The sequence below is a fragment of the Picosynechococcus sp. NKBG15041c genome (assembly GCF_055380235.1).
Window position 1 is genome coordinate 102,540 of the sequence record NZ_AP040363.1, and the last position, 12,395, is coordinate 114,934.

Here is a 12,395-nt window from a genome sequence, read left to right on the forward strand (position 1 = left end):
TTTTTTGCAATTGCTCGATGTTTCCCTGGAATTTTTTTATGCGTATTGCGGGGAATGTGGGTCAGTGACAGAACTTTTAATTGGTATTTTTAATGGCCTGAGTATTGGCTCGGTGCTACTTCTTTCAGCGCTGGGGTTGGCGATCGCCTTTGGGTTAATGGGGGTGATCAACCTCGCCCATGGGGAACTGATGATGTTGGGTGCTTACACAACATTTGTCGTACAGAATGTCTTCCGGAGTTTTGGAGAACCTTGGTTTAATCTCTATATTCTTTTTGCCCTCCCCATTGCTTTCTTGGTGACGGCAGCGGTGGGCTTTGGCCTGGAGCGGGGGGTGATTCGTTACCTCTATGGCCGTCCCCTAGAAACTCTGCTGGCGACCTGGGGGGTGAGCCTGATTCTGCAACAGTTTGTCCGCAGTGTAAATTGGGCGATCGCCGCTGGGTTAACGGCCTTCTTGCTCAAAGATGTGATCCGCTGGCTTGTCTTAAAGGTGCTGAGTTGGAAATCGTTTGATCACGAAAAAATCCGCCATGGCTTCCAGCAATGGGCAATTCCTGCCGGGTTATTCCTCGGCTTTGGGGTGCTTTTTGGGATCAACCAGACAGCAAATACCACTTTGACCCGGCCTTGGTTCAGTGCTCGAAATGTGGATGTGACTGCCCCCAAATGGCTCCAGGGTGGTATTTCCTTTGGGACAGCCCAACTGCCTTACAGTCGAATTTTTATCATCGTCCTTACCCTGATTTGTTTGGCGGGGATGTATTGGTTTTTAAATAAATCTAATTGGGGTTTACGCATCCGTGCCGTGACCCAGAACCGTCAAATGAGTGCCTGTCTTGGTATTCCCACCGCGAAAGTCGATGCCCTTACCTTTGCCCTCGGGTCTGGTTTGGCGGGGATCGCAGGGGTGGCGATCGCCCTGCTGGGTTCCGTGGGGCCGAATACCGGCCAAAACTACATTGTCGATGCCTTCATGGTGGTGGTGGTCGGTGGTGTTGGGAATCTGTTGGGGACAATTCTCGCCGCCATGGGCTTAGGGATCATCAACTATCTGATCGGTTCAGGCACTTTTGTGACCCTATTTACAAAAATGCAAGCCCCTGACTTTTTCACCGAGATCGCCAGTTTTTTTGCAACCACCAGTATGGCGAAAGTAATGGCCTTTGCGTTGATTATTACCTTTCTTCAATTCCGTCCGGCGGGACTTTTTCCGCCCAAAGGAAGAACGGCAGAGCTGTGATTTCGATCGGTCATTGAGAGAGCCACCACCTAGTAAGTGCACTTTTTCTTGCCCCATAACTGACCCTAGACCCTTAAATCCAAACGAACCATGATGAATGTTGGCTTAAGCCCACGGGATAAAAAACAACAGGCGAAAACAAGATTTTTCATTGAAGGGGGGATTATTTTGGCCCTCCTCATCCTGTCGATGCTGGTCTTGCCCCTCGCGATTCCGGCATTTCGATTGAAGTTAGTGGGACGGTTTTTAGCAATGGCGATCGTTGCCTTAGGCATTGACCTTATCTGGGGTTATACCGGGCTCCTTAGTTTGGGCCACGGTATTTTCTTTGCCTTAGGAGGTTATGCCTTTGCGATGCATCTCAGTTTGCAATTGCCCAATAATGCGATCCCCGACTTTTTCATGCTCTATGGCGTGAATGATCTGCCGCTATTTTGGCAGCCATTTTACTCCTTGCCGTTTACCTTGATGGCGATGGTACTCATTCCTGGGGCTGTGGCGGCAATCTTAGGGTATCTGGTTTTTCGTAATCGGATTAAAGGGGTTTATTTTTCGATTATTACCCAGGCAGCTTTACTGGTCTTTTTTAATTTTTTTAATGGTCAACAAAAACTAATTAATGGTACGAATGGCTTAAAAACAGACACCGCACTTTTTTTTGGGCAACGGGTTGGAGATACGCCGATGCAAATTGCCTTCTATGAAATTACGATTGTGGCTTTGCTCTTGGTTTATCTGCTGTGCCGCTGGTTAACTAGTGGGCGTTTTGGTCGGTTGCTCATTGCGATTCGGGACGATGAAACCCGCGTCCGATTCACAGGCTATGACCCCACCTGGTTTAAGGTGGTAGTTTTTGCCATATCTGGGGCGATCGCCGGCGTCTCGGGAGCACTGTATACGGTACAAACCGGAATTATTACGCCAAATTTCATGGATGTGGGTTTCTCGATTGAAATGGTAATTGCCGTGGCGGTGGGGGGCAGAGCGACCCTAAGCGGTGCAATTCTCGGCACAATTTTAGTGAACTTTGCCCGCATTTATTTGAGTGAAAATTATGAGGAGACTTGGCTCTTTTTCCAGGGGGCATTATTCCTCTTAGTCGTCACCGTTCTACCCGATGGTATTATCGGCTGGGGACGGGACGTATTGTGGTTTCAAGTGCGTAAATGGTTGGGGATGGATAGCACGATTACCTATCCGGCGATCGCTGATGCCGATGACCCAGATCTAAACAAAATCCAAGACCAACTCGTGACGAAAGAATAGGGGGCAACACTCATACCATGGAGAATATCCTAGAAATCGAAAATATCACCGTCAGCTTTGATGGCTTTAAGGCTCTCAATAACCTCAATTTCACTGTTAAAAAAGGGGAACTGCGGGTGATTATTGGCCCGAACGGAGCGGGGAAAACAACTTTTTTAGATGTCATCACCGGGAAAGTGAAACCCACTATCGGCCGAGTAAAATTTAAGGGTAAAGTCATTAGTGGTCTCCCGGAACATAGGGTGGCCGGTCTTGGGATTGGGCGAAAATTCCAGACGCCCCGGATTTACCAAAATCTGACAGTGCGGGAAAATCTAGACCTGGCCTGTAGCCGCCATAAGAATGTTTTGAGCACGTTGTTTGGCAAAGTCCAAACGACGGAAAAAAATCAGATCCTCAGCCTTTTAGAAACCATTGGCCTCACCGATAAAGCCGATCTCCAAGCCGCCTGGCTCGCCCATGGGGAAAAACAGCGCCTCGAAATTGGGATGTTGGTGGCACAGTCACCAGAGCTTTTGTTGGTCGATGAACCGGTGGCAGGTTTAACTGACGAAGAAACGGAAAATGTCGGCAATTTACTACTGGCTCTCGCGGAAAGTCATTCTTTAATTGTGATTGAGCATGATATGGAATTTGTGCGACAAATCGCCCGCCAAGTTACGGTGCTACACCAGGGCTCCGTGCTCTGTGAAGGGAATATGAATGAGGTCCAAAATGATCCCCGGGTGATTGAGGTGTATTTGGGCGAAGATCCGAATGGCACTGCCCATGGGTAATGGGTGTGAATGGAGGGGGATGGCGATCGCCCCTAGCCAGAAAATCCATAAAACAATCTGTTAAGATTGCAGGCTAAACCTTTGGGATGGGCACAGAAGTTATGGTTTGGCAAGAAAAACTCGACGCTCTACGGGCTTTTTTTCGGGAAACAGAGCGGGCCTTGATTGCCTATTCTGGGGGAATTGATAGTACCCTCGTGGCGACAGTAGCCCATGATGTTCTGGGCGATCGCGCGATCGCCATTACCGCTGTTTCTCCCTCCCTATTACCAGAGGAGTTAGAAGAAGCCATTGACCAAGCCAGAGCCATTGGCATTGTCCATGAACAGGTGGAAACCCACGAGATGGATAATCCCAACTACGCTAGTAATCCCGCCAACCGCTGCTATTTTTGTAAAAGTGAACTCCATGACACCCTCAAGCCCATCGCCCTAGAACGGGGTTATCCCTACGTGATCGATGGAGTCAACGCCGATGATCTCCAGGATTATCGCCCCGGCATCCAAGCCGCTAAAGAACGGGGGGCGCGATCGCCTTTGGCAGAACTGGGCATTACCAAACTAGAGGTGCGCGAAATTTCTAAGGGATTAGGGCTTTCCTGGTGGGACAAACCGGCGCAACCCTGTCTAAGCTCTCGGTTTCCCTATGGAGAACTGATCACCACCGAAAAGCTCCAGCGGGTTGGTCGATGTGAAGTGTATTTGCGTAAATTGGGTTGGCGATCGCTCCGGGTGCGCTCCCAAGGAGACACCGCCCGCATCGAATTACCCCCCGAACAAATTAAAGATTTTGTCGTCCAGGTAGATTTGGAGATCTTGGTGGCAACTTTTCAGCGCTACGGTTTTCTCTATGTCACCCTCGACCTTGAAGGCTATCGCAGCGGTAAGCTCAATCAAGTTCTCGACCTAAACGCTCCCCATCATCGGCAGGATCTGGGGACAAACCCCGCTATGATCAAATCCATTTAATTCCACAGTTTTTTTAATTTCACAAAAATAATGATTTATTCCCGGCAATTTTATTCCGCAGCGGCGATCGCCCTTTGTTTTGGCTCTTTACTGATTGGCTGTAATCCGAATCCTAGCAGTACAAACCCAGGTAGCGAAACCAGTACGGTCGCCACCGACCCGAATAATCGTCTGACCCTAGGGACAACCGCCAGACCAAGAACGATTGATCCCGCTGACAGCTACGAAATTGCTGGCCTAAACATTATCTATAACGTTACTGAGAGCCTCTATACCTACGAAATTGGCACTACCGAGATTCAGCCCCTTTTGGCCACTGCCCTGCCAACAATTAGTGATGATGGCCTCACCTATACCATTCCTCTGCGAGAGGGGGTGACCTTCCACGATGGGGAACCTTTTAATGCGGCAGCGATGAAATTTTCCCTGGATCGCTTTATTCAAAACCAGGGCAAACCCTCTTTTCTGCTGGGCGATATCATCGATACCATCGAAGCCACCGGAGACTATGAACTCACCATCACTCTGAAACAACCCTTTGCTGCTTTTCCGGCTCTCCTCGCCTTTGCCGGAGCCAGTGCCGTTTCTCCTGCTGCCTATGAAATTGGGGAAGGCGCCTTTAACCCGAACCAATTGGTCGGCACCGGTCCCTATCGCTTGGTCACCTTTGGCAGTGATAGCATCACCCTCGATCGCCATGAAGAATATTGGGGAGAAGCGCCGAAAAATGCTGGGGTAGACATTCAAATCTTTAGCAGTAATGCGGCGAACCTTTTTAACTCCCTCCAAACTGGGGCCGTTGATATTGCTTACCAATCCCTCGAACCAGAACAGATTACCAACCTCCTTCGGGAGGCAGAAGCAGGACGGATTCAGGCGATTGAAGCGGAAGGAACAGCGGTGAATTTTATGGTGCTCAATCGCAACCAAGCCCCCCTCGATCAGCTGGAGGTGCGTCAGGCGATCGCCGCCCTTCTAGACCGAAATTTAATTAACGAACGGGTGCTCAATGGCCAAGCTGACCCCCTATATAGTTTAATTCCCACCTCGTTTCCTGCCTCTGAGCCCCTATTCCAGACCGCCTATGGTGATGCAAATATTGAACGTGCCCGGGAACTCCTCACAGAAGCGGGCTTTACCCCCGAAAACCCCGCAGTAATCCCCCTGTGGTATCCCTCCGGCTCCACCGTGCGGGGAATTATCGCCACCACTCTCCGGGAATATGCGAACCGGGAGTTGGGTGGCCTACTGCAGTTTGAGCCTAGCAGTGTCGAAGGGGCGACCTATTTTCAAAATATTGCCCAAGGCATTTATCCCGCAGCCTTGGGGAACTGGTATCCCGACTTTTTAGACGCTGATAACTATCTTCACCCCCTCTTGAGTTGTGAGGTGGGAGCGGCAGAAACTGGGTGTGAATCGGGGGCATCCCAAAACCAAGGCTCTTTTTATTGGAATGAGGCGATGAATCAATTAATTAGCGCCCAACGGACGGAAACAGACCCCACAAGACGCCTTGAAATTTTCACTCAGATTCAACAGCAAATGGTTGAAGATGTGCCTTACATTCCAATGTGGCAAGGGAAAGAGTATGTCTTTGCCCAAACTGGGTTAGCCGGTTTGACAGTAAATCCGAGCCAAAGTTTACCCCTTTGGCTTGTGGAAAAATAACCAATTATGTCGACGAAAAACTAGCCTAGGACTTGGTCTCCTCTTCAGGGAGATCAAGGCTCTTGCGGGTATGTTTTAGGGTTTTCCAAAGATTTTTAATTTCTTTATACGCTTGCTGGGAAGATAACTTGCCATTGGTTTCGAGGTTGCAGATAAAATTGACCCGCTGGGCAAACTCCTGGAGATTGGCATTAAAGAGGACATTTTCTACTTTAAAGTCGCCCCGATAACTTTCGAGGGGATATAAAAACTGATCTTTTTCGGATTGAGACATGGCGATCGCCTGGTGTGAATTTTACAAAATTTCAACAATAAAAAAAGGCCAAAGACGACTCCAGTGTAACGAAAGAGTTTTCCTAAAGATGGTGTGAAGGACTGCTTTTTCCAGAATTTGTTCTCACCTTAACCTCGCCATAAAAAAAGGTAGAGCAGCGCTCTACCTTTGGAAATATATTTAAAAAATTTAGGGTCAGTCGTTTTGATCCCTGGTCATCGGCGCTCGGCTTACCAACTGGACTTAACCACACCGGGGAGGAGTCCTTGGTGGGCCCATTCCCGTAGAACGTTACGACACAGGCCGAAATCACGGTAGTAGCTGCGGGGTCTGCCAGTGACTTGGCAACGGTTCCGCATCCGAGTGGGGGAGCTATTACGGGGGAGGTTTTGGATTTTGCGGTGAATTTCGAGCTTCTCAAGGGGATCTGCTGTATTTGCAAAAGCTTCCTTAAGGGCAGCTCTTTTTGCGGCGTATTTTGCCACCGTGAGAGCGCGTTTCTTGTCACGCTCAATCATTGATTTCTTTGCCATGAAATTTAGTCTAAGAGTTCGATATAAAGACAGCATTCTCTATCATAGCCTAAGTGACCGAGATTCCTATCCCTCCTAGGGGAATTCCTGGCGATCGCCTAGAATGAAAGCTTTGATCTTTGCGCCAATTTATAGGTGGTTATGGCAACTCCGGGAACTCCTTTTTTGGGTTTAGCGCTCCACACAACAACGCCCCAGTTGGGATTAAGCATAAAAAACATCACGACGAAGGAACAACACACTGCGGTCTGGGATTTGGGCCGGGGGCTCTCGGCAGAACTCCACTGCTATCTACAAGATTTTATCCAGCCCTACCATTGGCAAGATGTGGCTTTTTTAGGCGTTGCGAAAGGGCCCGGGGGCTTCACAGGAACTCGTTTAGGGGTGGTGACAGCCCGTACCCTCGCCCAACAATTGGAGATTCCTCTCTATGGCATTTCTACCCTAGCGGCGATCGCCTTTCGAGTTGCCCAAGATAATCTCGATCAAGCGATCGCGGTTTATTTGCCAGCACGACGGGGGGCCGTGTTTGGGGCCATCTATCAAATCACCACCACAGGGGTAAAATCGCTGGTGCCAGATCAGCTGTTTACCCCGGAAGCTTGGGCCGATTGTCAGCAGAACTTCGCTGATTTACAGGTGATTGAGCCGCCGGAAACCCTTGGTGATACTGCTGCAGAAATTTTGAGTCTGGCCCAACAGCAATGGCAGCTTGACCCCCAGGGGCCTTGGGGGGCAGTGGTGCCTTTCTATGGTCAGCACCCTGTTCATCGGTGATGGCAGACCACTTAATTATTTTCACGCGCTATCCAGTACCAGGCCAGACCAAAACTCGCTTAATTCCAGCTTTGGGGGCGGCTGGTGCTGCCGATTTACAGCGACAACTCACAGAACATACCCTCAATACTGTCCAAACCCTGGGGAATCTTGATATTTCAATCTATTTTTCCGGCGGTAATGTTGAGCAGATGCAAACTTGGCTGGGGGATCAATGGCATTACCAAAGGCAACGGGGGCAGGATTTAGGCGATCGCCTGATTCATGCTTTCCAAGCCAGTGAAGACCAAGGCTATACCAAAACCGTGGTGATTGGTATCGACTGCCCAGGAATTACCGGGGAAATTCTTACCGCCGCATTTTGTCAACTGGATTCTGCAGCTGTTGTCCTCGGCCCTGCTGTGGATGGGGGTTATTATCTAATCGGCCTACATCAGAATATTGCTGCACTGTTTACGGATATGCCCTGGGGCACAGCGACGGTTTTCCAGGAAACCCAAACCCGTTGTCAGCGGCTAAATTTAAGCCTTGCCCTACTGCCCGCACTGCAAGATATTGACTACCCAGAAGATCTAGCTGTTTGGGAACAGATCACAAGAGCTGCTGAATAATTCTCTTGGCCTGACTGCCGTAGCCCCCCCCAAACAAATTGAAGTGGTTCAGCACATGGTAGAGGTTGTATAAGTCCCGGCGATCGCCATAGCGAGAATCCAGCGGCCAAACCTCGTTATAACCCTGATAGAAGCTGCCAGGAAACCCCCCAAATAATTCCGTCATCGCGATATCTACCTCGCGATCGCCATAGTAGGCCGCCGGGTCAAAAATGATTGGTTCCCCTGCCGCTGTCACCGCCGCATTCCCTGACCAGAGATCTCCATGGACTAGGGACGGTTGAGGCTGGTGATCCCGGAGGAGATGGCGCACCCGGTTAATCACCTGCTGAGTTTCCGGAAAATCGCCCCCTTTGCGCTGGGCTAAACGCAGTTGGTAGCCAATTCGGGTTTCTGCCCAAAAAGTTGCCCAATGGTCTTGCCAATCGTTAATCTGGGGCGTCGAGCCGATGGTGTTCTGGCGATCCCAGCCGAATTGATCTGCGGTACCCAAACGATGGAGTTGGGCCAATTGCTGACCCATTTTACGCCAAGCATCGTTACTACCGCCCCCGAGGTCGATCCACTCCAATGCAATGTAACTGTGATTTTGGGTTTCGCCCCAACAGATCGGCGTAGGTACGCGAATTGTTGCGGTTGCCCCCATCTGCTGGAGGGCCAGGGCTTCGGCCGCAAACATCGCCGTTTGATTGGGCTGGTTCAACTTGACGAAATACTGTTGCCCGTCCCCCTGGAGACAGTAGCCCTGGTTGATGCAGCCGCCCCCCACAGAACGCTGTTGCTCGATCGCAAAAGGGTGTCCGGTGGTGGTGGCAATCTGGGCGGCGATCGCCTCAAAGGAATTCCGCATGACAGGGTTAGAAGCTTGGCGTTGATTTTTTGAAACAGGTAATGTTTAGGCGATCGCCTTTTGGAGTGGAAAACCCAACTCTTCCCGCTGGGCAAGATAAAGATGGGCCACTCGGCGGGCCATATTGCGAATCCGGCCAATATAGCGGGTCCGCTCGGCCACGGCGATTACGCCCCGTGCATCGAGCAGATTAAACGTGTGGGAACATTTCAACACATAATCTAAGCTCGGCATCACCAAACCCTTTTCGATTAGTTGTTGCGCCTCGGCCTCGTATAGCGAAAACAACTGAAAGAGCATCTCCGGGTTGGACGCTTCAAAATTATAGGTACATTGCTCGATCTCACTCTGGAGGAAGATATCCCCATAGCTGGTGGTTTCATTCCAACGAATCTTGGTGATCGCATCCACCTCCTGGAGATACATTGCCAGCCGCTCTAGGCCGTAGGTAATTTCGATGCACACCGGACGACAGTCGATCCCGCCGCACTGTTGAAAATAAGTAAACTGGGTGATTTCCATGCCATCGAGCCACACTTCCCAGCCCACGCCCCAAGCACCCAGGGTCGGCGATTCCCAGTTGTCTTCCACAAAGCGGATATCATGATCTTCCGGGTGAATCCCCAGAGCTTTGAGGGACTCTAAATAAACCTCTTGGATATTGTCCGGTGACGGCTTGATAATCACCTGATACTGAAAATAATGCTGTACCCGGTTAGGATTTTCCCCATAGCGGCCATCGGTGGGACGACGACAAGGTTCCACATAGGCAACAGACCAGGGCTCAGGGCCGATCGCCCGCAAAAATGTATGGTGATTCATCGTGCCCGCTCCCTTTTCGGTGTCGTAGGATTGGGCAATTAAACAACCGCGCTCCTGCCAAAATTGATTCAGGGTGGCGATGATTTCTTGAAAGTTTAACGACACGCTACTTTGCCTCGAACGCTTGCTAGGAGATAAACAGAAATACTGCGATGTTTCCCTACTGAAGATATCACAAGAGCTCTCCCCCTGGGCCGCCAACAAAAATACCCCCCTGAAATGTATCTTTGTACATCCAAGAGGGTACCCAAAAATAGAGAAAACCTAGTGACTAAAGCTCAGGATCGGCATCAGTGTTTTTTTTGGATCAGGATCATCAAAGATAGTCAATTCTTTCGGTGTGGCGCACCGCTTTAGGTCGACCCGAATACCCTGGGCCCCTTCTTTACTCAGGTCTTCAAGGAAGCCAACTTTAGCGGTCTCTGCTTCCTTGCGGCTGAGATAAGGGCCAAAATAATAGGTACATTCGGGCTGCTCGGTTTTGATTTCGAGCCAATGGGCACGACCAAATGTCTCGAAGAGCTTGAGCAAAAGTTCTTTCATATCTGTCCCTTTGGTGATGGAGTTTAAGGTCTGGAGCTACTAGAAAAATACTTGTTGTTACTGATAGTCTCTGGAGTATCGCGCAACAACCTTTGTTGTATCTCGAAAAGGCTCGTTTTGCATACTGCCCTAGGGGGTATCTGGTAGGGTGATTTCCACCTGACGCACAAGTTTTTGTCGATAAACCTCATATAAGGCGATCGCCGCCGCTACGGAAGCGTTCAAACTAGGGGTTTTGCCGGCCATAGGAATGGCAACCAGTTCATCGCAGTGTTTTTGGGTCAATAAACTGAGCCCTTGTCCCTCGGAACCGATAACTAATCCTATCGCCCCTTCAAACTTGATACTGTGTAAGGCTTTACTAGTTCCGGCGGCAGTGCCATAGATCCAGAACCCAGCTTCTTTGAGCTCTTCGAGGGCTCGACTGAGGTTAATCACCCGCGCCACAGGAAAATGTTCGAGGGCTCCCGCCGCAACTTTCATCACGGTGGAGGTGACGCCCACAGCCCTTCTTTGGGGAATGATCATTCCTTGGGCACCCATGGCTTCGGCTGTGCGGATAATTGCCCCGAGGTTATGGGGATCAGTAATTCCATCGGCGATGACCACGAGGGGAGAATCTGTTTTTGCCTTGGCCTGTTCCAGGAGGTCTGGTAAGTCTAGATATTCGTAAGGGGCTGTTTGGGCCGCGATTCCCTGATGGACGCCACGATTAGTCAGGTGATCGAGGCGGGTCATACTCACTTCATCGATAACTGTGCCCTGATTTTTCGCCGCTTGGAGGAGGGAATGGAAACGGTTAGCGTGACGTAAGCGGGCGGTAATCCAAATACGATTGAGGGGACGCTCACTTTCGAGAACGGACAGGACAGCGTGTTTTCCGTAGATTAGATCATTTTCTTCTTCTAGGAGTTCCTCATTGGCCTCTCCCGAAAAGACTTGGGGAGTTAAGTCTGTGGCGTCCTGGGGGGGAAACTCAGCGGGGGCGCGGCGGGGGCGGTCTTCGAAGCGTTGTCTTTTTTCTGGGAATGCCCCCCTGGAAACAGAGCGATCGCCTCGTTGGTCAAATCGCTTGGAGGGTCGATCACCCCGATCATCTCGGCGAGAAAACTGTCCATCGCGGCGCTGGGGCTTGCGATCATCGCGCTCGAAGCGACGCCCTTCTTCCCGACGCTCGGGGCGGTGGTCACGGTCAAATCTTGAGCCTTCTTCGCGCCGATCAGGGCGGCGTTCATCACGGTTGAATTTGCGACTGTCCGGACGGCGATCACGGTCAAATTTTGCGCCTTCTTCGCGGCGATCGCGATCAAAAGAAGAGGATGGTTGACCATATTTTTTGCTGGGTTTACGGTCTCTATTACCAGTAGGTTTGCCGTATTTTTTACCAGAGTCGGATCGATGGGGCTTATTCATAAAAAAATCGATACTTGGGTCGTTGAAACCTATTAACTTGTCAAGAAAAATCTATAAAGGGGGTTCCGGAAGGGCGATCGCCCGCCAACGGGAAAACGATGAAATCACATCACTCCGGAAATATTAGAATTTGTGTCAGAGAAAGGCTGCAAAAGAAACATTACGACTTTACAGATCTCGTAACTGGCCAATTTATTTGATCAAATCACTCAACAGAACACGAATAGAGAGTGAATCATCATATCAGACCCCAGGCGTTTCTCGGGGCAAATGGGCGAATAATTCTTCGAGGCGTGACTGGTTTGTTAGGTAGAGATAGCCAATGAGGGCTTCGAAACCCGTCGCCTGACGATAAAGGGTGACACTCAGACGCCTCGGTTTTCCCGTTGCCGCATTGCGGCCGCGACGAACAATATCTCGCTCTAGATCAGTTAACAAGGGCTCTAAAACCGTTAGATATTGTGCTTGGGTTTCAGCACGCACCTCTGCCACCACTCTGTCATGGTAATCAGCGCTGCGGCGGGGGGGCAGCAAAAAATAACAACGGCAATAAAGTTCATAAACAGCATCCCCCACATAGGCTAAAGACGCGGGGGAAAACTGTCGCAGTCGATCTGCAGAAATCTTAGGGACAAACAACCTGGTATCTCG

General features: G+C 50.2%; 13 protein-coding genes and 1 pseudogene. 7 read left to right on the forward strand and 7 right to left on the reverse strand.

The window, feature by feature from the left end; all coding sequences use genetic code 11:
• The first annotated feature begins 64 nt into the window (after positions 1-64).
• The 5 genes from ACZ45B_RS00460 to ACZ45B_RS00480 all read left to right on the forward strand — a co-directional run bounded on the left by ACZ45B_RS00460 (position 65) and on the right by ACZ45B_RS00480 (position 5,921).
• The gene (locus tag ACZ45B_RS00460) at positions 65-1,243 is read left to right on the forward strand and encodes an ABC transporter permease (protein ID WP_024545470.1); all 1,179 of its coding nucleotides are present in this window, start codon (positions 65-67) and stop codon (positions 1,241-1,243) included.
• Positions 1,244-1,333: 90 nt separating this feature from the next.
• Positions 1,334-2,509 (forward strand): urea ABC transporter permease subunit UrtC, encoded by a 1,176-nt coding sequence (gene urtC, locus ACZ45B_RS00465; protein ID WP_096415742.1) that lies wholly within the window; start codon positions 1,334-1,336, stop codon positions 2,507-2,509.
• Between the two features lie 17 nt (positions 2,510-2,526).
• Complete coding sequence (gene urtD / locus ACZ45B_RS00470) at positions 2,527-3,285, forward strand: urea ABC transporter ATP-binding protein UrtD (RefSeq protein WP_024545469.1); 759 nt, start codon at positions 2,527-2,529, stop codon at positions 3,283-3,285.
• Positions 3,286-3,386: 101 nt separating this feature from the next.
• Positions 3,387-4,253, forward strand: a complete 867-nt coding sequence (gene larE, locus ACZ45B_RS00475) for an ATP-dependent sacrificial sulfur transferase LarE (RefSeq protein ID WP_024545468.1) — start codon at positions 3,387-3,389, stop codon at positions 4,251-4,253.
• A gap of 30 nt (positions 4,254-4,283) precedes the next feature.
• Entirely contained in the window at positions 4,284-5,921 is a 1,638-nt protein-coding gene (locus ACZ45B_RS00480; RefSeq protein WP_024545467.1) for an ABC transporter substrate-binding protein, read from the forward strand.
• 25 nt (positions 5,922-5,946) lie between these two features.
• Here ACZ45B_RS00480 and ACZ45B_RS00485 read toward each other — a convergent pair whose 3' ends face one another.
• Together ACZ45B_RS00485 and rpsN are read right to left on the reverse strand one after the other, a co-directional pair.
• Entirely contained in the window at positions 5,947-6,195 is a 249-nt protein-coding gene (locus ACZ45B_RS00485) for a DUF7219 family protein (RefSeq protein WP_029681738.1), read from the reverse strand.
• Between the two features lie 230 nt (positions 6,196-6,425).
• The gene (gene rpsN / locus ACZ45B_RS00490) at positions 6,426-6,728 is read right to left on the reverse strand and encodes a 30S ribosomal protein S14 (RefSeq protein ID WP_024545465.1); all 303 of its coding nucleotides are present in this window, start codon (positions 6,726-6,728) and stop codon (positions 6,426-6,428) included.
• Between the two features lie 141 nt (positions 6,729-6,869).
• On the opposite strand from rpsN, the gene tsaB reads away from it, so the two are divergent.
• Complete coding sequence (gene tsaB, locus ACZ45B_RS00495; protein ID WP_024545464.1) at positions 6,870-7,505, forward strand: tRNA (adenosine(37)-N6)-threonylcarbamoyltransferase complex dimerization subunit type 1 TsaB; 636 nt, start codon at positions 6,870-6,872, stop codon at positions 7,503-7,505.
• Complete coding sequence (locus tag ACZ45B_RS00500; protein ID WP_024545463.1) at positions 7,505-8,116, forward strand: TIGR04282 family arsenosugar biosynthesis glycosyltransferase; 612 nt, start codon at positions 7,505-7,507, stop codon at positions 8,114-8,116. The genes tsaB and ACZ45B_RS00500 overlap by 1 nt, the downstream gene beginning before the upstream one ends.
• Here ACZ45B_RS00500 and ACZ45B_RS00505 read toward each other — a convergent pair.
• From ACZ45B_RS00505 to ACZ45B_RS00525, 5 genes and pseudogenes are all read right to left on the reverse strand, one after another.
• Positions 8,097-8,966 (reverse strand): fructosamine kinase family protein, encoded by an 870-nt coding sequence (locus ACZ45B_RS00505; RefSeq protein ID WP_024545462.1) that lies wholly within the window; start codon positions 8,964-8,966, stop codon positions 8,097-8,099. The two genes, ACZ45B_RS00500 and ACZ45B_RS00505, sit on opposite strands and share 20 nt — an antisense overlap.
• A gap of 45 nt (positions 8,967-9,011) precedes the next feature.
• The gene (gene glyQ, locus ACZ45B_RS00510; RefSeq protein ID WP_024545461.1) at positions 9,012-9,893 is read right to left on the reverse strand and encodes a glycine--tRNA ligase subunit alpha; all 882 of its coding nucleotides are present in this window, start codon (positions 9,891-9,893) and stop codon (positions 9,012-9,014) included.
• Between the two features lie 159 nt (positions 9,894-10,052).
• Positions 10,053-10,331 carry a DUF1816 domain-containing protein gene (locus tag ACZ45B_RS00515; protein ID WP_024545460.1) on the reverse strand — a complete coding sequence of 93 codons (279 nt, stop codon included), beginning with the start codon at positions 10,329-10,331 and terminating at the stop codon, positions 10,053-10,055.
• 129 nt (positions 10,332-10,460) lie between these two features.
• A pseudogene (gene rlmB, locus ACZ45B_RS00520) lies at positions 10,461-11,237 on the reverse strand (23S rRNA (guanosine(2251)-2'-O)-methyltransferase RlmB); the annotation flags it as partial.
• 750 nt (positions 11,238-11,987) lie between these two features.
• Positions 11,988-12,383, reverse strand: a complete 396-nt coding sequence (locus ACZ45B_RS00525) for a Mini-ribonuclease 3 (RefSeq protein WP_024545458.1) — start codon at positions 12,381-12,383, stop codon at positions 11,988-11,990.
• Positions 12,384-12,395: the final 12 nt, after the last annotated feature.

Bases quoted from the DNA above. Each gene is read 5' to 3' on its own strand.
- urtC (WP_096415742.1), top strand. From the start codon at position 1,334: ATGATGAATGTTGGCTTAAGCCCACGGGATAAAAAACAACAGGCGAAA.
- urtD (WP_024545469.1), top strand. From the start codon at position 2,527: ATGGAGAATATCCTAGAAATCGAAAATATCACCGTCAGCTTTGATGGC.
- larE (WP_024545468.1), top strand. From the start codon at position 3,387: ATGGTTTGGCAAGAAAAACTCGACGCTCTACGGGCTTTTTTTCGGGAA.
- ACZ45B_RS00480 (WP_024545467.1), top strand. From the start codon at position 4,284: ATGATTTATTCCCGGCAATTTTATTCCGCAGCGGCGATCGCCCTTTGT.
- ACZ45B_RS00485 (WP_029681738.1), bottom strand. From the start codon at position 6,195: ATGTCTCAATCCGAAAAAGATCAGTTTTTATATCCCCTCGAAAGTTAT.
- rpsN (WP_024545465.1), bottom strand. From the start codon at position 6,728: ATGGCAAAGAAATCAATGATTGAGCGTGACAAGAAACGCGCTCTCACG.
- tsaB (WP_024545464.1), top strand. From the start codon at position 6,870: ATGGCAACTCCGGGAACTCCTTTTTTGGGTTTAGCGCTCCACACAACA.
- ACZ45B_RS00500 (WP_024545463.1), top strand. From the start codon at position 7,505: ATGGCAGACCACTTAATTATTTTCACGCGCTATCCAGTACCAGGCCAG.
- ACZ45B_RS00505 (WP_024545462.1), bottom strand. From the start codon at position 8,966: ATGCGGAATTCCTTTGAGGCGATCGCCGCCCAGATTGCCACCACCACC.
- ACZ45B_RS00515 (WP_024545460.1), bottom strand. From the start codon at position 10,331: ATGAAAGAACTTTTGCTCAAGCTCTTCGAGACATTTGGTCGTGCCCAT.